A 19,215-nucleotide genomic window follows, 5' to 3' on the forward strand; every position below is an offset into this window, starting at 1 on the left:
GTTGTGTGTGATTGCATAGCGATAGAGACTCGTGAATCTCTGTTGATATGCAGGCATGAAAAAGCCGCGCTTAGGCGGCTTCAGTATCGTCAGTGATTGTGTATCCTTTCTTTTTAAGCCACTCGATCACATCCTGTTCTGATAAACAATCCAAGGCTTCCTCAATGTCTCCATTGCGTTTAATTGCCTCCATTACATCATCAGTATCAACCCAGTCAGCAACCACTCGAATAAGGTCATAGCGCACACCTTCAATGCGAACTTCACGGCAGTCGATTTGCATTTCTGCAATGCTCATATTTCCTCCAGGCGAAAAAAAGCCCTCCGGAGAGGGCGAACAACTTCAGGGGATGATGAGGGTTTCTCCAATAACCAGAACAGGTCTTCGTCTCCTGTCTTGGTTATGATGCGGATTGCATCAGATAACCGACTCCATGAATCGGCTATCGGATATCGGCTGATATTCAACGGCCTCATCATCAATGTCGTAAATGTCGTGATAACATTCGTGGCACAGCTCTTCATTGCCATCTCCGCTGTAAACTGCAACCGCAGCAATACCTTTGCCGCATACGTCGCATTCGACTTCATCATCCATATCTCACCTCAGATAAGTGGCTTGCTGCCAAAAAGAAAGGCCGACTATTCGGCCTGTGATTATTTGACCAGTGATGCTGCGTATTCGATAAGGTAAAGCTTGGGAGCCAGCCAAATTTTCAGCCAGTCAAGCTCAGTAACGGCACCAAGGGAAATGACAAAAAGAACAATAGAAGACAATCCAGCAACAAGTGTAATCGCCCAGCCCGATCCTGTAATTGAATCAAAAGAATTGCTAGTGACACTGCTTCCGGGTCTGTATCTAGTCCATGCCTTGCCTTGCTCAAAGTCAGCTAGAGCCTTTTGAACAGCATTCTCGTGCCATGATTTGGCTCTCTTGTAATAACGGGCTATGAATTTAGGGCCAAAACAAATAAGGCATAACCCTATGAAGAAGATTAAGAAACTACTGGCTGCTTTCCAGAGCAACAATTGGTTTATGACATCAGGAATCTGAGCCTGACTAAACGACACCGCTGCATCAATGCCATTACTGGCTTTTTGCAGCAGGTCTACAAGTATCTTGTTAGCTTGTTCGTTCACATGTCACCTCGGTCATAATAAGCAGGAATCGATTTACCGCGCATTTTCTGGTGCGCGTTAATCAAGTGGGTAGGGTGGTTAACCGGCTTGCGGTTGGCCGGGTTACGCTTGCGTTCGGTTACTTCCGGCTTCTTGCCGCGGAGAGCTACGAGCGAAGTGGCCCGGTCTGCTCTGACGCAACCAGAGAGCTTCTGTTCGATTCGGCGCGCAAGAGAAGCGTCTTGCTGTGCCTGTTCAATCTTGGCGGCCCGGCGCGCTTTATAGCGGCTCTTGGCAGTGCCTTTTGCTTCTTTCCAGATGATGGTTGCCATGCTGACCTCCGGTTAAGTGGTTTAGGTACATGGCGCGCCAGATGCTTATCTTCTGGTTGCTTCTGTGAGCTGCAATTCGCGCCATCTCCAAAACCACCTGGGTTCTGGTCTCAACGGTTAGGTTGAGAGTTCATCGATGTTAAAGAGCGTTGCCAATCTGTTCCGTTTGGCTACCAGCGTCCTGCTGTTGAGATGAATAATATGCGTATAGCGCATATGCGTCAAGCGCATAATATGAGGGTGTAGTTAAAAAAGTTGGGAATTTTATGTATGCGTATGAAACAGAAAGAGAAAAATATTTAGGCAGGGTTTGCTACAGGCACAAAAAAGCCCGCACGTGGCGGGCTTAGTAAGCAAAAGGTGGGTTATCCGTGACGGCGGAACTGCTGAGACTGGCTCAGCATTACACGTCCAGCCACATGAAACATATGCATTTCTTCTTCTGAAATTGTCCACTCACGATAGCGAGGATTGTCAGAAATCACGATCAGCTGGCTCTTCACCTTTTGCAGTCGTTTAACAAACATGTCGCCATTGAAGCTGAAAACGTAAATGCCATCACCGTCAAAAACACTGACTCCGACATCTACAAAGATGAGATCGCCTGGCTCTATGGTTCCTTCCATGCTGTCACCGCGAACGTTGATGAGCTTCACAGATGATTCCGGCCGGTTGCCAAAAATTACCCTGGCCTGGTCAGGCACGTACTCGATAGACCGTATAACTTCTACAACGTCTTTCGAGGCAGCCCCATCACCTGCGCTTGCTGAAACATCAAGAACGTCAATTCGATACACATCATTCCTCCCCTTTTTTATAATGGAACCAACACTGTATGTATCTACAGTATCACTGGCTTCATTAGAAGAGAATAGCTCAGCTACAGGAACTCCGAGAGCTTCTGCAATCTTTTGAATGAGGGTGTCGCTATAACCCTGCATGCCGCGCTCCAGGCGAGACAGATTCCCTACGTCGCTATCGACGCGCAACGCAAGCTCGCTGAGGGTCATCTTATTCGCTTTGCGAATTTGTCGGATCTTGTCGCCTATTTTCATGGCTCATATTCAATCTTTTTTATGCGTGACACGCAAAGCGCCTTGCGCATATTTTTTATTTCGCATATTATGCGTATAGCGCATTACGGAGGTGCAATATGCAGACGCCACTTAGAAAAATGCGTGTAGAGAAAAAGCTGACAATCGCCGAAGTAGCCATCGCAACACAGTTGGACGTTGGCAACCTGAGTCGAATCGAAAGGGGAATGCAGGTTCCATCTCTCGAAACAGCTGAGAAGCTCGCAAAGTTCTTCAAGGGGAAGATTAGCGAGATGCAGATTCTCTACCCGCACCGATACATGAAGGCGACTGATTCAGCCGCCTAAGCAGTACCCGCTCTTTAACAGTTCTGGTCGCTCACCTCTAACCGGGTAAGCAAACATCTAGTGGCAGACCCCACGGTCTGCGCACGTATCTATCTAAACAACAAAGGAAGAATACCGAATGGAACTTACAAGCACACGCAAGAGAGCCAACGCAATTACCAGCAACATTTTCAACCGCATCGCTATTCGCGGTCAGCGAAATATCGCATCGCAGCTGGGCGTTGATGAGTCGCAAATTACCCGTTGGAAATCCAGCATGATCCCGAAGATGTCGATGCTGCTGGCAATTCTGGAGTGGGGAGTTGAAGACGAGGAATTATCGAAGCTGGCAAAGCAGGTAGCGTTGCTGCTTACAAAAGATAAAGCCCCTAAGAACGGTGAATTCTTAGAGGCTTAAGCACACTGTGTTACGCCGAGTAACAGGAGTAATTATGTCAAAAACACTCAGTCCTGACCAGGACAAATTACACAAAAATATTATTCGTGATCGCTACCTGTCCGGTTTTAAGCAGCCTGGTCGATTCCGGGCTGAGTGGGAACGGGTGAAACAGTCATTCAGAGGTAAAGGTCATGAGTAATCTCGCAACAGTAACACCAATCAGGCCTCAGGTTGAGGTCGTGGAGTCACGCGTGGCAGAACTCGAAGATGGCTACACGCGGACTGCTAACGCATTGCTTGAAGCGGTGATGCTTTCTGGCCTCACTCAACACCACCTCCTGATAGTTATGGCCGTATGGCGTAAGACGTATGGCTATAACAAAAAAATGGACTGGATAGGCAATGAGCAGTTCGCAGCGCTTACTGGTATGGCAGCAACTAAATGCTCCACTGCCAAAAACGAATTAATCAGGATGGGGGTTCTCACTCAGGCAGGGCGTCTGGTAGGCATGAACACCAACCTGTCAGAGTGGAAAACTAAGTTTAACGGAATCAGTAAAAGCTTTACCGAATCAGTAAAAGAAAGCTTTACCGAATCGGTAAAACGCACTTTACCGAATCAGTCAAACACAAAAGACAATATACAAAAGAAAGAAAGACAATATAAAAACACTATGCCTGAACAGGTTCAGGCGAAGCAGGAAAAAGCACCTTCCCGGCACGAAGAAACGGACAAGGCTTTCGAGAGCATTTTCTGGTGTGCAGGCATGGTAAAAAAGGGCAAGCAGAAAGCCATGTCTGCATTCAGATCTCAGTTTCAGGAGTGGAGGAAAGAATCACGCGGAACGCCGGAGCAGTTTGCTCAGATGCTGGCAGAAGACATCGCCTGCCGGAAGGGTAAGCAGTTCGGCTTCGATAATCTGCATCCTGCAACGTACCTCAACGGGAAGCGCTGGAACGACGACAAGCCGACTTCCGAAACCCCACAGGCCAAATCATCTTCCACCATCACCGTGTCGAAAACCGGTTATGTATTCTTCGACAGGTGAGACATGAAATCCAGAATCAAAGCGTTACTCATCGCTGGCTATAACCATGGCTTGCTAAGTCCTGCATTCGTTGAGTTCTGGTTTAACCGTCTGGATCTGAGGTCAGTTTGATGACACCAAGCGAACTAAGTGACCTGCTGTGGTCGCAGGTCGACAGGGTAGCGCCGCACCTGTTGCCGAACGGCAAGAAAGACGGGCATGAGTGGGTGACGGGCAATGTCCACGGCGACAAAGGCTCCAGCCTGAAAGTAAACCTCAACGGCAAAAAGAAATGGGCTGACTTCGCTGAAGGCGATGGCGGCGACATGCTTGACCTGTGGATGGCGTGTCGTGGTATCAGCCTCCATCAGGCGATGCAGGAAGCCAAAGCGTTTCTCGGCATCCGTGACGATGACCACCACTTCGACGCAAAGCGCGAAAAGAAATTCTCCCGTCCTGACCGAAAGAAAGTCGCCCGATACTGCAATAAAACCGAGCATCACATCGAATACCTCCAATCACGCGGCATCTCTCCGGAAACGGCGAAAGCGTACGAAGTCGTCAGTGGCAAGGTGTGGAACGGCGAGAGGGAGCTGGACGCTCTGGTATTCCCGTATAAGCGCGATGGAGAGCTGATTCAGGTAAAACGCATCAGTACCGAGCGACCCAACGGCAAGAAGGTCATCATGGCTGAAGGTGACTGTGAGCCCTGTCTTTTTGGCTGGCAGGCGCTGGACAGTAAAGTTCGCTCTGTTGTTCTGTGCGAAGGCGAAATCGACTGCATGAGCTATTCACAGTACGGCATCAACGCACTGTCAGTACCGTTCGGCGGCGGCAAGGGGGCGAAGCAGCAATGGATTGAGTTTGAGTTTCACAACCTCGACCGCTTTGAAGAAATCTGGATATCGATGGACAACGACGAAGTAGGACAGGAAGCCGCCAGAGAGATAGCCAGCCGCCTCGGTGAGCATCGTTGCCGGATGGTCAGGCTACCACGTAAGGACATCAACGAGTGTCTGATGGATGGCATCTCCGAAGATGAAATCTGGCAGTGTCTTGGCGGTGCCGCATTCTTTGACCCGGAAGAACTCTACAGCGCCCGCGAGTTTTACCAGGATACCATCAACGCGTTCTACGGTAAGCAGCAATACCTGTTTAACCCGCCATGGGAATCCCTTGCCTATAACTTCCAGTTTCGCGAAGCCGAGTTGACGCTTGTCAACGGCGTTAACGGCCACGGCAAAACGGAAGTCGTCGGTCATATGGCTCTGGAAGCCATGAGGCAGGGCGTAAAAACATGCGTTGCTTCTCTGGAGCTTAAGCCCGGCATACTGCTTAAGCGCCTTACGCGCCAGGCCACATGCTGCAAAATGCCTCCGGTTCTGGAGATTGAGTCGGCATTCAACTTCTACGATGACCGGTTATGGTTATTCGGTCTGACTGGAACGGCGAAAGCCGAACGCCTGATTGAGATATTCACCTATGCCCGCCGCCGATATGGAATCCGGCTTTTCATCATCGACAGCCTCATGAAGTGCGGCATTGGCGATGACGATTACAACGGGCAAAAAGCGTTTGTCGACGCACTGTGCGACTTCAAGAACAAAACCAACTCTCACATCATCCTCGTCACTCACTCCCGAAAAGGAGACAGCGAGGAAAAGCCCACCGGCAAAATGGATGTGAAAGGCTCTGGTGCCATCACCGACCTCACGGACAACCTGTTCATCATCTGGCGCAACAAAGGCCGGGAGAGAGCATTACAGCGCGTCCAGGCGGGTGAGCAACTCAACGATAAAGACCAGCAACTGTTAGCCGCTCCGGCATCTGTTCTGATGTTGGAAAAGCAGCGAAACGGAGAAGGCTGGGAAGGTGGCGTACCGCTGTTTCTCGATGACCAGTCTCACCAGTTTCTACAGGTCGAAGGCGCATCCCCATACAACTACGTCGCTAACATGCCTAAGTCGGAATATGACGAGGTGTGGCAGCAGGAAAACGTTTCTCAAATCTGACATTACAAGGATTAACCATGAGCACGATTAGCACAGAACAAGCCAAAGACCTGCGCAACGCATTTGAATGCTGGCAGCAGGACTATGACCCGGTAGAAGACAAAGAGCAGTACGAGATGTTTGGTCTCGGCGTTGTAGCGATGGACGAGCTTCTGGCGCTGCGCAAAGATCGGGAGCGGGTGGTGCCGGCTGCATGGGCGCACCGGTTGGTCAACAAGCATAGTGGTGTTATTCATCCGTGGGTTTACGGTAGCGCCGAGAAGTCACCGAGCGAATGTGATGTGTTCCGTATTGAGGTGATGCCACTCTACGCCGCCCCGCAGCCCGTCGCGGTGCCGGATGCAGCTACAGCAATCCGTGCATGTCTGGATGAGTTTCCTGAATCGGTGCATGACATTGTTGAAGAATGCGCAGCCATTGCAGAAAACGCCAGTCGTGCCGCGATGATTAAGTCTGCTATGCAGTCATGCGAAAAATGCGGATTAACAGGCATTCATGCTTGCATGGGGAGCATGGAAACCGACACCACATCACAGCAGTTCGAATCGCTGGCAGGTAAGGCGGTTGGCGGCAGTGATGGTTTCGAGTATACGCCTGTAGCTGACCTGTATGAGCTTCTGACCAAGTGCGGGGAATGTTACGACTATACAACCTCGGCAAAAGTCGCCGCTGACTGGATTAATTATGGTTATTCGGCACGGGAATACGTGAAGCTTGAACGCCTGCAGGAAGCTCTCCTTTTTGCGGCACCCGAGCCATGCAAATAACACTCGACGACATCCATGTAATCTCTGCCTACATCGGCACTCCTCGCTTCATCGACATCGAAACACTCACTAAACAATATCTCTTTACCGGCCAGCTGATAATGCTTCAGGCAATCAGTAAGGCGAGGTATTGAGCGGAGCAATCCCATGAAAACGATACGAGCCAAAATTCTCGCCATCATGAATACCGGGATGGTTTTAACCACGAACGAAATATCCCGTAGGACAGGTAACACTCTCGAAGCAGTGCGTGTCGTACTCAACCGTATGCAGAAAGACGGCGAGCTGACCGGAACAAGCCAGAAGCCCCGGCGCTGGTGTCTGGTCGACTCTGTTAATCACAGAGCCGAGCTTATCCGCTGCGTGAAAGAGTTCGGCGCGCTCACTGCGATTCAGGCCAGCGAGATTACCGGGCTATCTCCGGTGTACTGCATCAACACCCTGCGCGTGCTGGAGATGAACGGCGAGCTGACACGTAAGTATGTCCACACCGAGCTATCGGATGGCCGCAAAACGCGCTGCTACGAGTATTACCCGGCACCTGAACGCAAGCCGATTAACCAGACTGCGCCGATAAGCCCCTTCGCAAAACTCATCACCTCACGAATCGGAGCCTGATATGAGCATCATAATGCTGGTATTCATCGGTCTGTGCTTCATGTTCGCGGCCATCGTTCAGCAGGACGGCCTGATGTTCACTGACGCACTGATACTGCTGTGCAGTGCATTCGTATTGGCTAAAGAGGAGAAGCGCCGTGGATAAGAGCAGAGAACAGTTTGAAGCCGCAATAAAACAAAAGTATGACGACCTTATCGACCAACGTGTCTGTAAGAACGGCGATGGCGATTATATGGCGTGGGATATGCAGGTCGCATGGTGGGCATGGCAGACATCCCGCGCAGCGGTGGAGATTGAGCTGCCAAAACCAGCATATCAACGTTATGAAATTCAGGCTATTGCCAACCACACAATACACAAATGCAAAAGGTCAATTATCTCAGCCGGCCTCAAGGTTAAGGGGGAGTGATGACTAAAGAAGAGCAAACAAAGTTCATTATGAACCTGTGCGATCAAATGAGAAGCCGTCAAATCCCTGACCTGATGGAGTTGTGGCGGAAAACTGAGGAAGGATATCGTCGACAGCTAAGCCAGTCTGGATATTCAAATTGCACATCAGCATACAGAACAGGATATAGCCTATACACATATTGAGGCGCATCATGAGGAAACAAACGTTTGAAATCCGCACCCCGCTAGTCCAGCAAAACGCCATCCGCACCATCCAGCAGATTAACCCCGACCCCGAAAGACCTCTCATCGTGACCATTCAGGAAATGACGCGCTCAGTAGAGCAGAACAAGCGTCTTTGGGCCACGCTGCGCGATGTGTCTGAGCAAGTCGTCTGGCATGGCATGAAGCTGGATAGCGAAGACTGGAAGCACATCTTCACCGCGGCTCTCAAAGGCCAGCGCTCAGCACCGGGCATCAAAGGAGGTTTTGTCGTGCTCGGCCAGTCGACCTCAAAGATGCGAGTAAGCGAATTCAGTGAGCTTCTGGAGCTGATTTACGCATTCGGCGCAGAGAGAGACGTCCAGTGGAGCGAGGACGCTCAGGAGGCGATTGAATGGGCAAAACGAACAGGAAGGAAGGTGGCAGCATGACAGACAAATCAAATACGCCAGTTGAGATAAAAGACCTCTGGCAAACCCCGCCGGAAATATACCGAGCATTGCGTAGCGAGTTTCCGTTTTTCCTCGATGCGGCGGCCAGTCAGAGCAATACGCTTTGCACCAAATTCATTGATGAAAAGGAAAACACTCTCGAAGCGAATTGGCTCTCGAAAATGCCGATCGGAGTAGGCCGGGCTTACGCATGGCTGAACCCACCATACAGCGCGCCCATGCCTTTCATTAAGAAAGCAGCACAGGAGAATGCAGATCACAGTGTTGGCTGTGTGATGCTTCTACCGGCTGATACCTCTGTCCAGTGGTTCAAAGAGGCAATCAGGACAGCGCATGAAGTCAGATTCATTACTGGCGGGCGGCTCTCATTTCTGAACGCAAGCACAGGAAAGCCGGCAGAAGGAAACCCCAAAGGTTCAATGCTCATCATCTGGCATCCATGGCCGCGAGCTGGCGAATGTCGGATGACGACCGTCGAGCGCGATGAGCTTATGGCGTATGGCAGAAAACGCCTGGAGGCGCTGAAATGCGAAAACGGAAAAGCAGCCTAGTCGCTGTAATGGAAAACTGCATATTCATCGTCCGACCCCGCCGCAAGAAGAAACCTGAATTACCTCCCTCTCAAATCCCAACTTTCGCGTATACGGCCCACCTGGCTGATGTCCGGTGGCTGCGTCAACGCGCCAGGATGAAACATGACAGCTGAATATGAGTACGCAGAGCGCTTCGCCGATTTGATGGAAGACATGCAAGGTGATGGCGTGGACGCCATGAACATCCCGATGAATTACCTGATGGGCTTCGTCGAGCAGGCGACAGAAGGTGACGAGGACAAAGGGCTCATCTGGCAACTGGAAGACAAAGAGCTGGTTATCACCATTGAGCCAGTCGACGGCACAAACACAGCGAGGCTGCACTGATGGACTATTCAAAGTTAAGTGATTTCGAAATTAATAAACTGGTTGCTGAGGCTACCGGCACGAAGGTAGAGGAAACTTATCAGTTCGTAAATGGCGGTGAAGACATTTCTGACCACATGAGCGGCATTGTGCTGATGCGCAAGATAACCAGCAACCGCAAGCACTGGAAGCTGTATGACCCATGTAATAACCCGTCAGACGCATGGCCGATTATTGTTAAAAACCGAATCAGCATCATTAACCTCGATGAAAACGAATGGGGCGCGCGTGGAGTTGCTGACCGCAATTCTAAGCGAGCTATACATGAGAACTCCCTCCGTGCCGCCATGATTGTCTTCCTCATGATGCAGGAAAGCCACCATGCTTAACCCCATCCAAACCCAAACCTACGAGCAGCAGAGCATAGCCAGGGCTCTCTGCGCAGGATGCAACAAGCAGCTGGATGCCGATGAGGTATATGCCTGCGGCGAGTGCATCAACGAATGGCTTGTGTATCGAGATCCGAATCATTTTGTGGCGGAGGATGAAGATGAGTGAGTTACGAGCTGGCGGATTTGCAATAATCATCGGACTTAAGCGATACGCGCATTACAACGGTAAATGCGTGCAACTCGATCAATTAGTGAATGAAGGTGAGATATTCAAATCACCAATAAACGATCGCAGGTGGATACAGGATATGGATGGATATTCCTGGATTGTTACCGGAGATGTTACACACCCTGAAGGTGAGTATGGATGGGGTGCATTATCACCAGAAAATCTCATGCCAATCGACGGAGAAGATTTCTCTCACGAAGATGAAGAGCATAAGGAGATTACCAATGGCTAACTCACCTCGCAGGCGCTGTAAAAACGAAGAGTGTAGGGAATGGTTCCACCCGGCATTCGCTAATCAGTGGTGGTGTGGACCGGAATGCGGCGCAAAGATAGCGCTGGAGCGACGAAGCAGGGAGCGTGACAAAGCACTCAAAGCAGCAGAGAAGAAACGACGAAGAGAAGAACAGCAGCAGAAAGACAGACTCAAGATTCGAAAGCTCGCCTTAAAGCCCCGCAGTTACTGGATTAAACAAGCCCAACAAGCCGTAAACGCCTTCATCAGAGAAAGAGACCGCGACCTGCCATGCATCTCGTGCGGAACGTTCACGTCTGCTCAGTGGGATGCCGGTCACTACCGGACGACTGCTGCGGCACCTCAGCTTCGCTTTGATGAACGCAATATCCATAAGCAATGCGTCGTATGCAATCAGCACAAGAGCGGCAACCTCGTGCCGTACCGCGCAGAGCTTATCCGGCGCATTGGCCTGTCAGCAGTCGAAGACATTGAGTCCAACCACAACCGCCACCGCTGGACTATCGAAGAGTGTAAAGCGATCAAGGCGGAGTATCAGCAGAAGCTTAAAGACCTGCGCAATAGCCGGGAGGAGGCAGCATGATTATCGTTCAGACAGTTCCTCGCTTACTTCAGGAATGTAACGGATGCCTCAGCGAGGTAGCCCGTAAGCTTTCATGCCACCGTGATACTGTCAGGAAGTACATCGGTGATATTCACGCTCAGCGTCACGCAGTCATTAATGGCGTGCTGATGACCAGCGCCCGCTCTCATGAGGAGGCATCATCGTGACCACAGTAACCAGTATCGCATTAGCACAGCAGCGCCAGAAAGATAAGGAGATGCTTGAAGACCTCGACCATGCGTTAAGGACGAATGACGAGACGCGCAAGCGGCTCGAAGCAATGCGCCGGGAAGTCATCAATCGACTCGGACTCAATAAGCCTGATGGAGGAAGCGCAGCATGACGGCATCTGAAATGACGATTTACACCCTGGCATTCATTGGCCTCGTTTGCTCAATGCTATTCGGCTTCGTGTGGATTTGCGCGGCGTTCAGGATTCTCTGGTGCTATGCGAATTACTCAGCAAGAAAAGCTATTCGGGCTCATCGGGCATGCCTTCGAATTAAAGCCAGAACGAAAGCAGCCTGGAAAGAGTGGGGTATTGAAGAATGAGGCACACACCAGTATTCAGCATGGTTAATTTCATTGACGATGCGCACTTCCGCCGCGTGTGGAAGCATCCGAAGAAAACCATCAACTCCCGCCAGAAAGCATGGGTACATTACATGCTGCAGGTCTGGGGTAAAGTTAATGCAGGTGACGATTCGCCCGCCGGGGCTATCAACGTTATCGGGCGTCTAATGATTCGCAGTCAGTGGAGCGATGATAAGGCTAAGCAGATAGAAAGCGTTGTCATGCGGCTATACGAGGAAGAAGGCTTGCGGGGTGACGCTCTGTATCAGAAAGCTCGCGAACTGGTCATCCCGCAATCTTCATTCAGCAACATCATCGCTCTCGCCAAAGAATCAGATGATGCTGCGTTTGTTGAGCGCGTAATGGTTAAAACCTTTCACCGTGAAAGCCCCGTCCGCGATGTAGCTATTAAGCGATACTGCAACCGCAATTGCACGCAAGATATCGCTAAGCTGATGAGCCATGTCACCGGAATGGATGTGCAGTCATGTCGGCGTCGTGTTGTCTGGTGCGAGAATGTGCTCGACTCGGAAATATTTTTCGCAATGAAGCGTGAAATTGAGAATGAATTTCCTCAATTAGCGGCTTAAGTAATAAATATTTTCCGAAAGCATTGCAATCGCGAAATCGAAGTAGTACATTTTGTGTATGCTCGGAGCAAAAGCGAACTGAGCAGCCAAACAAAAGAAAAAAGCCCTGAGTTAATAGCTCGGGGCTTTTTTATTGGCTCAACCCAACCAACAGGTGTTCATATGAAAAGCTGCAACGCTACTCAGGGTTTCGATAACCCGACTAAATTTCGTGAAGAGTGGGATCGTCAAACCAAAGAAGCATGAGACGAAACCGGCAAGGGCATTTATGGAACAGGCAGCGTAACCCTCTCAATGCTCTTTCCAGTTTTCGTCACGTTAGCGACTTTGCGGCATTTTAGAAACTGACCACAAAGATAAATGCAAACGATGATCTGATGTTGATGGCGGCGTAACAGCCTTAAATCACGGGGTCTTCCGACTCCCCGCTACCAAATTCGGCGCACTGGCCCGGTGTGATTAATAATGGGCGCACACCAATGAGAGCATTACAGAACAGGTAGCGTAACCGCTTGGCGGAACAGGCAGCGTAACTGATAGTGCTTTCATTCGTGGGTAACAACGGGCATATCGCCTTAGTAAATCCCATATCGGTGCTGGGTTGATCGCCAGCCGTTGCTCCACGAAACGGAGCTCATAACAGGTAAGGGAGCTGAACTTTTTAAGCCAGGTAAGCGCTGGCGTCGGTGCGATTCCGGGCAGTTTCCTTTCCGTTGTGGTGAATGCGCAGGCTGATGCGCTATAGCTGTATATCTCTATGTGGGGTCATCGTAAGCGGGTCACGGAAACCACTGAGGAGTTGCGACCTCGGTAATAAATCGCGATATACAGGAAACGCTATGACCGGAGATCAGCACCGGCCACCACACATATTCAGACGGCAGAAAAGAAAATCCCCGCCGAAGCGGAGAACATCTTAACTTGGTTGGTTATGGGACATCTCTTCGCGGACTGTAAATCTTCCCGTTGAGCACTATGCACCCCATGCTAATCCACTTAGTAACCTGTTGAGGTAGCACTCCACACGCTAAGGCGAAATCAGCCTGGCTCGGGAAGTTCTTCTCAATGTACTCTTTGATCGGCATAGTCGCAGATCAAAACTCAGCGAAACATTTTTCGACGAATCGCTCGCTTTCTTCGTCAACTGAAATTGCTTCATCAAACGCCACGTCATAACCGAGAGACTCGGCCTTGCGCTGAACGAAAGCGAAAAACTCTTTCGCTTCCTCCTTGCTCATGTCGAAACGTGAATCCGGTGCGTAGGTGTTAATGGTGATAGTAGTCATGATGTTCCCTCTTGTTAAGATGAACTCATCATAAGCCATTTTGGTTTATAAGGCGTGATTTGAATCATGACTTCACACAAATTTTAAGGCTCGCTTCGGCGGGCCTTTTTCGTATTAGGCCACAGGCAATCAATCACAGATGAACCCTCGCATCCAATGCCTCGCTGGCCTTTCCTAACTACACCACAGCACTTCCTATCGGAGGTGTGAGATGTCACATATGAGCAAATTAGCTTCTGGCGCAGCTTATGGCGCATCTGCCGGGACGGTGGCTAATGGGTTGTTGACCCGGCTAAGTCCTGACGAGTGGAGCGCAGTAGGCGTTATCGCCGGTATTGTCGTGGCGCTACTGACGTTCGGTATCAACTGGTATTACAAACGCAAAACCACGCTGGCGCAGATACAGGCGTATGAGCGATGGCCTTCCGCAGCCGGGCAGTTATCAAAGGAGGACTAACGATGGCTATCCCGTCCTCACTGAGAAATAAACTGATTGCCGCAGCGGGTGCAGGTTCGATGGTCATCGCCACGATATTCATCGGTGGCAAGGATGGCGTAGAGGGTCGCAAGTATCAGGCCTACAAAGATGTCGCTGGCGTCTGGACTGTCTGCGACGGCCATACTGGCAACGACATCATTCGCGGTAAGACCTACACCGACAAAGAATGCGATCGGCTTTTATGGAAAGACCTGCAACCAGCTAAAGCGACAGTAGACAGGCTGGTCAAGGTTCCGCTTAACGAATACCAGCGCGCCTCGCTTTACAGCTTCGTTTTCAACGTAGGCAGTGACGCCTTCGCTAAATCGACGCTTCTTCGCAAGCTGAACAAAGGCGACCAGGAAGGGGCGTGTGAAGAAATGCGCCGTTGGGTGTACGCAGGAAAGCAGAAATGGGCGGGCCTCGTTAATCGCCGAGAAATGGAAAGATCGCTTTGTATAGGCGATTTCGACGGAAAGAAATAAATCCCCTACAGCGCCATGCCCGGCGCTATCACGCAGAGCCTTTCAGAAACGAACCTTGGAGAATCACCGCTAAAGACGGCGGCCTCTCTGCGGGCGGTGCTTCTGGGCAACAAGGCTCGTTTTTTAAAGGTAATACGCATGAAAATATCTCAAGATCAACTAAAAGATAACTTCCATTTCCGCAATGATATCGGCCGATTCATATGGAAAGTCGCAAAAGGCTGGGTGAAGCCAGGAAGAATCGCTGGGACTTTAAATGAGGCTAGCGGGTATAGATACATCAAACTTAACGGTGTGCATTATCTCGAGCACAGAATGGTTTGGTTATTTACCCATGGTCGCCTACCAAAAGGCGAAATTGACCACATTAATGGCGATAAGCAAGACAACAGGATTGAAAACTTGCGGGAATGTACGCGTTCGCAAAACGAGATAAATAAGGGCTTGTCATCTGCAAATACAAGCGGATGCAAAGGTGTTAGCTGGCATGCGCAAAGCAAAAAATGGCGCGCCAGAATCAAGGTAAACAAAAAAGAAATACACCTTGGAACGTTCGAATGCAAGGCTGATGCTGATATGGCCTATAGGTCTTTCCTTGAAAGGACGCATGGTGATTTTTTAGCATCAGGGATGCGCTCCATGTGCCTGGCGGAAAGCGAAAATGACCTTTAACTGGAGGCTCATTCTATTCGCCGTGATGGCTCTGCTACTGGCAATCGCTATTGTCATCGCCAGTCATTACCGGTCAGCGCTCACAGAAACGAAGGCATCTTTAACCAGGGTAAACCAAGAATTAAATCTGGCTAAAGACACTATCACAGATATGCAGACTCGCCAGCGCGATGTCGCAGCGCTCGACGCCAAGTACACACAGGAGCTTGCAGATGCTCAGAGCACTATCAATCAGCTTGAGCGCGATGTTGCTACTGGCAAGCGTCGGCTGCAGCTCAACGCAACCTGCGCTGCGAACGGAACGACCGGCACCGGCAGCCTGGGCGATGCTTCCACCGCCCGACTTACAGACTCCGCTCAACGGGATTATTTCACCCTCAGAGAGCGAATCGAAACAGTGACCAAACAGGTTAACTATCTGCAGGACTACATCCGGCAGCAGTGCCTGAAGTAACCGAGCCTCGCAATAGCGGGGCTTTTTTATGCGCTTCGCACGCGCAAACAATAACCCGAGCCTTTCAGAAAGCTGAGCCTGAGAACAACCGTTGGCATCATGGCGGCCTCTCGGGTGGCGGCTGTTCTGTGCGACAGGCTCATCTTCCTAAAAGGTAATTGTCATGAAAGAGATGATCTCGGTAGAGCGTGAAGTGTCCATGAGCAGCCTGGACTTCCTGAATAGCATTATTAACCCGGCTCGCGTCGAAGCCGGAGAAACCCCTCATGAGCCACGTAAGTTTCTGGCAAAAATTGAGGATGAGCTGGAGCTGGACGGAACCGGAAAAAAATTCCGGTTAAACAATAACCACACTCAAACAGCTTATTACGATCTCGACTTTGACCAGATGATGCTGGTAGGCATGAGAGAGTCAAAGGCTGTAAGGCGCTCAGTGCTGGCAAAGCTGAAAGTGATGCACGGCCCGCAGATTCCGCAGACGCTTCCCGAAGCACTTCGTCTCGCAGCAGACCTCGCAGAGCAGAATGCCCAACTGGAAAGCAAGCTCGCTATTGCCGCGCCTAAAGTCGAATTCGTTGATCACTACGTCGAGGCAACAGGCGCGATGGGCTTCCGAGAAGCAGCGAAACTGCTGAAGGTGAAAGAAACAGACTTCCGGTTGTTCCTGATTGAGCAGGGCATCATGTATCGCCTGGCCGGAAAACTGACGCCGTATGCTCAGCATCTCGATGCTGGCCGCTTCACCATGAAAACCGGAGAGAACCAGAATAACGGCCATGCCTTCACTCAGGCCAAGTTCACTCCGCGTGGCATTCAGTGGGTAGCTGCATTGCTGGCAGGTCACGACCTCAATGACCAGGCAGCCTAAGAAGATGTGAGAGCCCCTTTCACAACGGCTTTCATCACAAGGCGCATTTGCGAGTGCGCCTGATGATGATATTTTGATCACTGTTGAAACAGGAGGTCATATGTCAGGCGAATCAATCAGCATTAAAGAAGTTTATGAGTTAGCAAGGAAAATAATTCCTGAAGGCCATCTAGCTGTAGAAATTTGGGACATAGGGTTACGTTTTGTTTGGGAATCGGAGTCAAATAGCGGATCCGCTTTCCTGCAAGAGCCTCTCAACAAAATTTCTGCATCAACCATCTTAGGTTTTCTGGACGCTGAATTTAAAGAGCCTAATTACTCAGAAAATGGCTCAACACACTAACCGCCTTCGGGCGGTTTTTTCTTGGGGCAAACATGGCTGAAACCTACCGCATCACCGTCAAAACCAAAACAGGCGAAACGCATGAAGGTCTGATGAAGCGATCTCAGCCAGAGATTATTAACGGCTTCATCGGCATTGCTCGCGAAGACGGCTCATGGGTATACCTGGCACCTGATAACGTGCAGGAGATGGAATACGTGCCCGAGCCGGACAAAGGGGAACAAACATCGTAAGGAATGACTATGGCGACCGAATCAAAAACTGGCCGCCCTTCTGATTATCTACCAGAGGTGGCTGCTGACATCTGCTCACTGCTTGCCGATGGTGAAAGCCTGCGCAAGGTGTGTGAGCGTCCAGGCATGCCGAATAAGTCGACTGTCTTCCGCTGGCTTGCTCAGCATGAAGAGTTTCGCGACCAATACGCGAAAGCCACGGAGACGCGCGCCGACGCAATTTTCGAAGAGATGTTCGACATCGCTGATACGGTAGCTGAAGAGGCTGCCGCAGTAGGTAAGGCGCGGCTTCGAATTGATACCCGCAAGTGGGCACTGGCCCGAATGAACCCTAAGAAGTATGGCGACAAGGTCAGTCAGGAGATCGACCACAAGTCTTCCGATGGCAGCATGACCCCTCAGCCAACAACCATTCAACTCGTACCGGTAGAGCCAACACATGAGCCAGACAGTACAGCTACCGATACCGGCGAAACTGGCACCACTTTTCATAGCGCCGAATAAGCGATATCGCTGCTCACATGGCGGGCGAGGTAGCGCAAAAACACGAACATTTGCACTAATGACAGCCGTTAAGGCCTATCAGGCTGCCAGTAATGGTGAGTCAGGCGTCATTCTGTGCGCCCGTGAGTTTATGAACTCGCTGGAAGAGTCGAGCATGGAAGAGGTGAAGCAGGCCATCAGGGCCGTTCCATGGCTCGCTGCTAACTTCGATATCGGTGAAAAGTACATTCGCACGCTGGATAAGCGGGTGAGTTATGTGTTCTGCGGCCTCCGCCACAACCTCGACAGCATTAAGTCGAAAGCGCGCATCCTCCTGTGCTGGGTGGACGAAGCCGAGACAGTCAGCGAGGTAGCATGGCAGAAGCTTGACCCCACCGTGCGCGAGGATGGCTCTGAAATATGGGTTACCTGGAACCCTGAGCGCGATGGCAGCTCAACAGACAGGAGATTCCGCAAGGAAGTTGGAGATGACTGCATAACGGTCGAAATGAACTACCAGGACAACCCTTGGTTCCCTTCAGTACTTGAAGGCGTCAGAAAGAATGACCAGAAACGTCTCGACCCAGCAACTTACGCCTGGGTATGGGAAGGTGCTTACCTCGAAAACTCCGATAAACAGGTACTGGCTGGCAAATACCGAATAGCCGAATTCTCTGATGAACTGTGGAAAGAGGCAGAGCGCTTGTTCTTCGGTGCCGACTTCGGATTTGCTAAAGACCCGAACACGCTGGTTCGCTCCTTCATCCTGCACAACCGGCTGTACATCGAGTACGAGGCTTATGGGCAGCAAACTGAACTTGACCACATGCCAGCGCTTTACGACACCGTTCCGGGTGCGCGCGAATGGCCCATTAAGGCTGACTCAGCACGACCAGAGACAATCAGCTATCTCAAACGCCAGGGATTCAATATCTCCGCCGCTGATAAGTGGCAAGGCAGCGTAGAAGACGGCATAGCTCATCTGCGAGGCTTTGACGAAATCATTATCCATCCACGATGCAAAAACGTCGCTCGTGAGGCTCGTATGTGGTCGTACAAGACCGACCGCATTACCGGTGAAGTGCTGCCTAAACTCGCTGATGGTGACGAGCATACATGGGATGCGATCCGCTACAGCCTCGACGGATACATCAAGCGTAAAGGTCAGATGGCCGGGATGATGATTCCTAAGCGCCTGCAAGGGCGTTAAAATTCATATGTGATGAATGCGTAGGCTGATACGCCAAACCAGACCCTTTAAGGTCGGGAGTCAGGCAAGACAAAGCCGATAAATCCGGTGGCACGCCTCTGAACACGGAAAGGTCAAAACGACCGATTGGATCAGGGGGTTTTACTCGCGGGATGGCAATAAATATCACTGCTACTGCGGCCAGATCCCGGTGCTGCTCAACGACGACCACAACCTGTTCAACAAAGGCCTTGCGGAGAAGCTCGAAGAAGAGCGTAAGAGGTGGGTTAAGTAATGATTTATCCTTTCGATGCCGCATACGCTCAGGAAGTCCTGCGAAAAAACTATGAGTATGCAGCAATGCTCAGCACCACACGGGAAAGGCTGGCGGCAAAAGCTCAGGGGCTTGTTAGTCACGACAGGCTGCTTGCCAATTGGGATTCTGAGACGGAGAAAGCCCACATCAGGAGCATAGCTCTTGAT

General features: G+C 50.7%; 35 protein-coding genes and 1 pseudogene. 30 read left to right on the forward strand and 6 right to left on the reverse strand.

What is annotated here, in order from left to right; all coding sequences use genetic code 11:
* Positions 1–70 precede the first annotated feature (70 nt).
* From AFK66_RS07930 to AFK66_RS07950, 5 genes are all read right to left on the reverse strand, one after another.
* Positions 71–298 carry a hypothetical protein gene (locus tag AFK66_RS07930; RefSeq protein ID WP_007893358.1) on the reverse strand — a complete coding sequence of 76 codons (228 nt, stop codon included), beginning with the start codon at positions 296–298 and terminating at the stop codon, positions 71–73.
* Positions 299–418: 120 nt separating this feature from the next.
* Positions 419–598 carry a hypothetical protein gene (locus AFK66_RS21300; protein ID WP_007778131.1) on the reverse strand — a complete coding sequence of 60 codons (180 nt, stop codon included), beginning with the start codon at positions 596–598 and terminating at the stop codon, positions 419–421.
* 59 nt (positions 599–657) lie between these two features.
* Complete coding sequence (locus AFK66_RS07940; RefSeq protein ID WP_032967867.1) at positions 658–1,140, reverse strand: hypothetical protein; 483 nt, start codon at positions 1,138–1,140, stop codon at positions 658–660.
* A complete protein-coding gene (locus AFK66_RS07945; RefSeq protein WP_032967868.1) occupies positions 1,137–1,451 on the reverse strand; it encodes a hypothetical protein in 315 nt (104 codons plus the stop codon). The genes AFK66_RS07940 and AFK66_RS07945 overlap by 4 nt, the downstream gene beginning before the upstream one ends.
* A 365-nt stretch (positions 1,452–1,816) precedes the next feature.
* Positions 1,817–2,506: an XRE family transcriptional regulator gene (locus AFK66_RS07950; protein ID WP_038882408.1), complete on the reverse strand. Its 690-nt coding sequence runs from the start codon at positions 2,504–2,506 to the stop codon at positions 1,817–1,819.
* Between the two features lie 98 nt (positions 2,507–2,604).
* On the opposite strand from AFK66_RS07950, the gene AFK66_RS07955 reads away from it, so the two are divergent.
* The 20 genes from AFK66_RS07955 to AFK66_RS22615 all read left to right on the forward strand — a co-directional run bounded on the left by AFK66_RS07955 (position 2,605) and on the right by AFK66_RS22615 (position 12,241).
* Positions 2,605–2,832: a helix-turn-helix domain-containing protein gene (locus AFK66_RS07955; RefSeq protein ID WP_012815642.1), complete on the forward strand. Its 228-nt coding sequence runs from the start codon at positions 2,605–2,607 to the stop codon at positions 2,830–2,832.
* 118 nt (positions 2,833–2,950) lie between these two features.
* Entirely contained in the window at positions 2,951–3,229 is a 279-nt protein-coding gene (locus AFK66_RS07960) for a CII family transcriptional regulator (protein ID WP_032971330.1), read from the forward strand.
* Between the two features lie 34 nt (positions 3,230–3,263).
* The gene (locus tag AFK66_RS22340; RefSeq protein WP_085959971.1) at positions 3,264–3,410 is read left to right on the forward strand and encodes a DUF2740 family protein; all 147 of its coding nucleotides are present in this window, start codon (positions 3,264–3,266) and stop codon (positions 3,408–3,410) included.
* On the forward strand, positions 3,403–4,260 hold the full coding sequence (locus AFK66_RS07965; RefSeq protein ID WP_032967871.1) for a replication protein: 858 nt from the start codon (positions 3,403–3,405) through the stop codon (positions 4,258–4,260). The genes AFK66_RS22340 and AFK66_RS07965 overlap by 8 nt, the downstream gene beginning before the upstream one ends.
* Before the next feature lie 110 nt (positions 4,261–4,370).
* On the forward strand, positions 4,371–6,251 hold the full coding sequence (locus AFK66_RS07970) for a toprim domain-containing protein (RefSeq protein WP_038882411.1): 1,881 nt from the start codon (positions 4,371–4,373) through the stop codon (positions 6,249–6,251).
* A 17-nt stretch (positions 6,252–6,268) separates the two neighbouring features.
* Positions 6,269–7,018 (forward strand): hypothetical protein, encoded by a 750-nt coding sequence (locus AFK66_RS07975; RefSeq protein ID WP_038882413.1) that lies wholly within the window; start codon positions 6,269–6,271, stop codon positions 7,016–7,018.
* A 147-nt stretch (positions 7,019–7,165) separates the two neighbouring features.
* Complete coding sequence (locus tag AFK66_RS07980; RefSeq protein ID WP_236610875.1) at positions 7,166–7,636, forward strand: winged helix-turn-helix domain-containing protein; 471 nt, start codon at positions 7,166–7,168, stop codon at positions 7,634–7,636.
* Position 7,637: 1 nt separating this feature from the next.
* A complete protein-coding gene (locus AFK66_RS22725; protein ID WP_007778496.1) occupies positions 7,638–7,781 on the forward strand; it encodes a hypothetical protein in 144 nt (47 codons plus the stop codon).
* Positions 7,774–8,046 carry a phiTE_015 family protein gene (locus AFK66_RS07985; RefSeq protein ID WP_038882415.1) on the forward strand — a complete coding sequence of 91 codons (273 nt, stop codon included), beginning with the start codon at positions 7,774–7,776 and terminating at the stop codon, positions 8,044–8,046. The genes AFK66_RS22725 and AFK66_RS07985 overlap by 8 nt, the downstream gene beginning before the upstream one ends.
* Positions 8,047–8,239: 193 nt before the next feature.
* A complete protein-coding gene (locus AFK66_RS07990; RefSeq protein ID WP_041461066.1) occupies positions 8,240–8,680 on the forward strand; it encodes a recombination protein NinB in 441 nt (146 codons plus the stop codon).
* Positions 8,677–9,252 carry a phage N-6-adenine-methyltransferase gene (locus AFK66_RS07995; protein WP_032967872.1) on the forward strand — a complete coding sequence of 192 codons (576 nt, stop codon included), beginning with the start codon at positions 8,677–8,679 and terminating at the stop codon, positions 9,250–9,252. The genes AFK66_RS07990 and AFK66_RS07995 overlap by 4 nt, the downstream gene beginning before the upstream one ends.
* Entirely contained in the window at positions 9,228–9,407 is a 180-nt protein-coding gene (locus AFK66_RS21305) for a NinE family protein (protein ID WP_071603027.1), read from the forward strand. The genes AFK66_RS07995 and AFK66_RS21305 overlap by 25 nt, the downstream gene beginning before the upstream one ends.
* Positions 9,397–9,621 carry a hypothetical protein gene (locus AFK66_RS08000; protein ID WP_007778601.1) on the forward strand — a complete coding sequence of 75 codons (225 nt, stop codon included), beginning with the start codon at positions 9,397–9,399 and terminating at the stop codon, positions 9,619–9,621. The genes AFK66_RS21305 and AFK66_RS08000 overlap by 11 nt, the downstream gene beginning before the upstream one ends.
* Positions 9,621–9,989, forward strand: coding sequence for a phage protein NinX family protein (locus AFK66_RS08005; protein ID WP_007778604.1), 369 nt, complete (start codon positions 9,621–9,623; stop codon positions 9,987–9,989). The genes AFK66_RS08000 and AFK66_RS08005 overlap by 1 nt, the downstream gene beginning before the upstream one ends.
* Positions 9,982–10,158, forward strand: a complete 177-nt coding sequence (locus tag AFK66_RS08010) for a protein NinF (RefSeq protein WP_038882428.1) — start codon at positions 9,982–9,984, stop codon at positions 10,156–10,158. Before AFK66_RS08005 ends, AFK66_RS08010 begins: the two co-directional genes overlap by 8 nt.
* A complete protein-coding gene (locus tag AFK66_RS08015) occupies positions 10,151–10,453 on the forward strand; it encodes a hypothetical protein (protein ID WP_038882429.1) in 303 nt (100 codons plus the stop codon). The genes AFK66_RS08010 and AFK66_RS08015 overlap by 8 nt, the downstream gene beginning before the upstream one ends.
* Positions 10,446–11,057, forward strand: a complete 612-nt coding sequence (locus AFK66_RS08020; RefSeq protein WP_032968653.1) for a recombination protein NinG — start codon at positions 10,446–10,448, stop codon at positions 11,055–11,057. The genes AFK66_RS08015 and AFK66_RS08020 overlap by 8 nt, the downstream gene beginning before the upstream one ends.
* Positions 11,054–11,245, forward strand: a complete 192-nt coding sequence (locus AFK66_RS08025) for a hypothetical protein (RefSeq protein ID WP_050570128.1) — start codon at positions 11,054–11,056, stop codon at positions 11,243–11,245. Before AFK66_RS08020 ends, AFK66_RS08025 begins: the two co-directional genes overlap by 4 nt.
* On the forward strand, positions 11,242–11,421 hold the full coding sequence (locus AFK66_RS08030; protein WP_032967874.1) for a hypothetical protein: 180 nt from the start codon (positions 11,242–11,244) through the stop codon (positions 11,419–11,421). The genes AFK66_RS08025 and AFK66_RS08030 overlap by 4 nt, the downstream gene beginning before the upstream one ends.
* Positions 11,422–11,626: 205 nt before the next feature.
* Entirely contained in the window at positions 11,627–12,241 is a 615-nt protein-coding gene (locus AFK66_RS22615) for a hypothetical protein (RefSeq protein ID WP_032967876.1), read from the forward strand.
* Between the two features lie 1,094 nt (positions 12,242–13,335).
* On the opposite strand, the gene AFK66_RS08045 is transcribed toward AFK66_RS22615, so the two are convergent.
* Entirely contained in the window at positions 13,336–13,527 is a 192-nt protein-coding gene (locus AFK66_RS08045; RefSeq protein WP_007778777.1) for a hypothetical protein, read from the reverse strand.
* 220 nt (positions 13,528–13,747) lie between these two features.
* Between AFK66_RS08045 and AFK66_RS08050 the strand changes: the two genes are divergently transcribed.
* The 10 genes and pseudogenes from AFK66_RS08050 to AFK66_RS23005 form a co-directional block, all read left to right on the forward strand.
* On the forward strand, positions 13,748–13,984 hold the full coding sequence (locus AFK66_RS08050; protein ID WP_012125411.1) for a phage holin: 237 nt from the start codon (positions 13,748–13,750) through the stop codon (positions 13,982–13,984).
* 2 nt (positions 13,985–13,986) lie between these two features.
* Complete coding sequence (locus tag AFK66_RS08055; protein ID WP_038882432.1) at positions 13,987–14,490, forward strand: lysozyme; 504 nt, start codon at positions 13,987–13,989, stop codon at positions 14,488–14,490.
* A gap of 138 nt (positions 14,491–14,628) precedes the next feature.
* On the forward strand, positions 14,629–15,162 hold the full coding sequence (locus AFK66_RS08060) for an HNH endonuclease (protein WP_158506671.1): 534 nt from the start codon (positions 14,629–14,631) through the stop codon (positions 15,160–15,162).
* Positions 15,152–15,616, forward strand: a complete 465-nt coding sequence (locus tag AFK66_RS08065; RefSeq protein ID WP_032967889.1) for a lysis protein — start codon at positions 15,152–15,154, stop codon at positions 15,614–15,616. Before AFK66_RS08060 ends, AFK66_RS08065 begins: the two co-directional genes overlap by 11 nt.
* 163 nt (positions 15,617–15,779) lie before the next feature.
* Positions 15,780–16,484 (forward strand): phage antirepressor KilAC domain-containing protein, encoded by a 705-nt coding sequence (locus AFK66_RS08070; protein WP_007779579.1) that lies wholly within the window; start codon positions 15,780–15,782, stop codon positions 16,482–16,484.
* 100 nt (positions 16,485–16,584) lie between these two features.
* Positions 16,585–16,827, forward strand: a complete 243-nt coding sequence (locus AFK66_RS08075; protein ID WP_038882433.1) for a hypothetical protein — start codon at positions 16,585–16,587, stop codon at positions 16,825–16,827.
* A 32-nt stretch (positions 16,828–16,859) separates the two neighbouring features.
* A complete protein-coding gene (locus AFK66_RS08080; RefSeq protein ID WP_007779657.1) occupies positions 16,860–17,060 on the forward strand; it encodes a hypothetical protein in 201 nt (66 codons plus the stop codon).
* Positions 17,061–17,069: 9 nt separating this feature from the next.
* Positions 17,070–17,564, forward strand: coding sequence for a terminase small subunit-like protein (locus tag AFK66_RS08085; protein ID WP_032967891.1), 495 nt, complete (start codon positions 17,070–17,072; stop codon positions 17,562–17,564).
* Positions 17,500–18,753 carry a PBSX family phage terminase large subunit gene (locus AFK66_RS08090; RefSeq protein WP_007779660.1) on the forward strand — a complete coding sequence of 418 codons (1,254 nt, stop codon included), beginning with the start codon at positions 17,500–17,502 and terminating at the stop codon, positions 18,751–18,753. The genes AFK66_RS08085 and AFK66_RS08090 overlap by 65 nt, the downstream gene beginning before the upstream one ends.
* A gap of 88 nt (positions 18,754–18,841) precedes the next feature.
* Positions 18,842–19,027, forward strand: a pseudogene (locus AFK66_RS23005) (phage minor head protein); the annotation flags it as partial.
* Positions 19,028–19,215: the final 188 nt, after the last annotated feature.

Source organism: Cronobacter malonaticus LMG 23826, from assembly GCF_001277215.2.
In the GTDB taxonomy this organism is placed as follows: Bacteria; Pseudomonadota; Gammaproteobacteria; order Enterobacterales; family Enterobacteriaceae; genus Cronobacter; species Cronobacter malonaticus.

Excerpts from the sequence above, each read along its gene's own strand:
- AFK66_RS08060 (WP_158506671.1), top strand. The coding sequence starts at position 14,629 with ATGAAAATATCTCAAGATCAACTAAAAGATAACTTCCATTTCCGCAAT.
- AFK66_RS21300 (WP_007778131.1), bottom strand. The coding sequence starts at position 598 with ATGGATGATGAAGTCGAATGCGACGTATGCGGCAAAGGTATTGCTGCG.
- AFK66_RS07995 (WP_032967872.1), top strand. The coding sequence starts at position 8,677 with ATGACAGACAAATCAAATACGCCAGTTGAGATAAAAGACCTCTGGCAA.
- AFK66_RS08015 (WP_038882429.1), top strand. The coding sequence starts at position 10,151 with ATGAGTGAGTTACGAGCTGGCGGATTTGCAATAATCATCGGACTTAAG.
- AFK66_RS08065 (WP_032967889.1), top strand. The coding sequence starts at position 15,152 with ATGACCTTTAACTGGAGGCTCATTCTATTCGCCGTGATGGCTCTGCTA.
- AFK66_RS08075 (WP_038882433.1), top strand. The coding sequence starts at position 16,585 with ATGTCAGGCGAATCAATCAGCATTAAAGAAGTTTATGAGTTAGCAAGG.
- AFK66_RS08010 (WP_038882428.1), top strand. The coding sequence starts at position 9,982 with ATGCTTAACCCCATCCAAACCCAAACCTACGAGCAGCAGAGCATAGCC.
- AFK66_RS07945 (WP_032967868.1), bottom strand. The coding sequence starts at position 1,451 with ATGGCAACCATCATCTGGAAAGAAGCAAAAGGCACTGCCAAGAGCCGC.
- AFK66_RS08045 (WP_007778777.1), bottom strand. The coding sequence starts at position 13,527 with ATGACTACTATCACCATTAACACCTACGCACCGGATTCACGTTTCGAC.
- AFK66_RS08080 (WP_007779657.1), top strand. The coding sequence starts at position 16,860 with ATGGCTGAAACCTACCGCATCACCGTCAAAACCAAAACAGGCGAAACG.
- AFK66_RS07980 (WP_236610875.1), top strand. The coding sequence starts at position 7,166 with ATGAAAACGATACGAGCCAAAATTCTCGCCATCATGAATACCGGGATG.
- AFK66_RS08000 (WP_007778601.1), top strand. The coding sequence starts at position 9,397 with ATGACAGCTGAATATGAGTACGCAGAGCGCTTCGCCGATTTGATGGAA.
- AFK66_RS07975 (WP_038882413.1), top strand. The coding sequence starts at position 6,269 with ATGAGCACGATTAGCACAGAACAAGCCAAAGACCTGCGCAACGCATTT.
- AFK66_RS07950 (WP_038882408.1), bottom strand. The coding sequence starts at position 2,506 with ATGAAAATAGGCGACAAGATCCGACAAATTCGCAAAGCGAATAAGATG.
- AFK66_RS07965 (WP_032967871.1), top strand. The coding sequence starts at position 3,403 with ATGAGTAATCTCGCAACAGTAACACCAATCAGGCCTCAGGTTGAGGTC.
- AFK66_RS22615 (WP_032967876.1), top strand. The coding sequence starts at position 11,627 with ATGAGGCACACACCAGTATTCAGCATGGTTAATTTCATTGACGATGCG.
- AFK66_RS08070 (WP_007779579.1), top strand. The coding sequence starts at position 15,780 with ATGAAAGAGATGATCTCGGTAGAGCGTGAAGTGTCCATGAGCAGCCTG.
- AFK66_RS08020 (WP_032968653.1), top strand. The coding sequence starts at position 10,446 with ATGGCTAACTCACCTCGCAGGCGCTGTAAAAACGAAGAGTGTAGGGAA.
- AFK66_RS21305 (WP_071603027.1), top strand. The coding sequence starts at position 9,228 with ATGCGAAAACGGAAAAGCAGCCTAGTCGCTGTAATGGAAAACTGCATA.
- AFK66_RS08085 (WP_032967891.1), top strand. The coding sequence starts at position 17,070 with ATGGCGACCGAATCAAAAACTGGCCGCCCTTCTGATTATCTACCAGAG.
- AFK66_RS08050 (WP_012125411.1), top strand. The coding sequence starts at position 13,748 with ATGAGCAAATTAGCTTCTGGCGCAGCTTATGGCGCATCTGCCGGGACG.
- AFK66_RS08090 (WP_007779660.1), top strand. The coding sequence starts at position 17,500 with ATGAGCCAGACAGTACAGCTACCGATACCGGCGAAACTGGCACCACTT.
- AFK66_RS08025 (WP_050570128.1), top strand. The coding sequence starts at position 11,054 with ATGATTATCGTTCAGACAGTTCCTCGCTTACTTCAGGAATGTAACGGA.
- AFK66_RS07955 (WP_012815642.1), top strand. The coding sequence starts at position 2,605 with ATGCAGACGCCACTTAGAAAAATGCGTGTAGAGAAAAAGCTGACAATC.
- AFK66_RS07970 (WP_038882411.1), top strand. The coding sequence starts at position 4,371 with ATGACACCAAGCGAACTAAGTGACCTGCTGTGGTCGCAGGTCGACAGG.
- AFK66_RS22725 (WP_007778496.1), top strand. The coding sequence starts at position 7,638 with ATGAGCATCATAATGCTGGTATTCATCGGTCTGTGCTTCATGTTCGCG.
- AFK66_RS07990 (WP_041461066.1), top strand. The coding sequence starts at position 8,240 with ATGAGGAAACAAACGTTTGAAATCCGCACCCCGCTAGTCCAGCAAAAC.
- AFK66_RS08005 (WP_007778604.1), top strand. The coding sequence starts at position 9,621 with ATGGACTATTCAAAGTTAAGTGATTTCGAAATTAATAAACTGGTTGCT.
- AFK66_RS08055 (WP_038882432.1), top strand. The coding sequence starts at position 13,987 with ATGGCTATCCCGTCCTCACTGAGAAATAAACTGATTGCCGCAGCGGGT.
- AFK66_RS07930 (WP_007893358.1), bottom strand. The coding sequence starts at position 298 with ATGAGCATTGCAGAAATGCAAATCGACTGCCGTGAAGTTCGCATTGAA.
- AFK66_RS07960 (WP_032971330.1), top strand. The coding sequence starts at position 2,951 with ATGGAACTTACAAGCACACGCAAGAGAGCCAACGCAATTACCAGCAAC.
- AFK66_RS22340 (WP_085959971.1), top strand. The coding sequence starts at position 3,264 with ATGTCAAAAACACTCAGTCCTGACCAGGACAAATTACACAAAAATATT.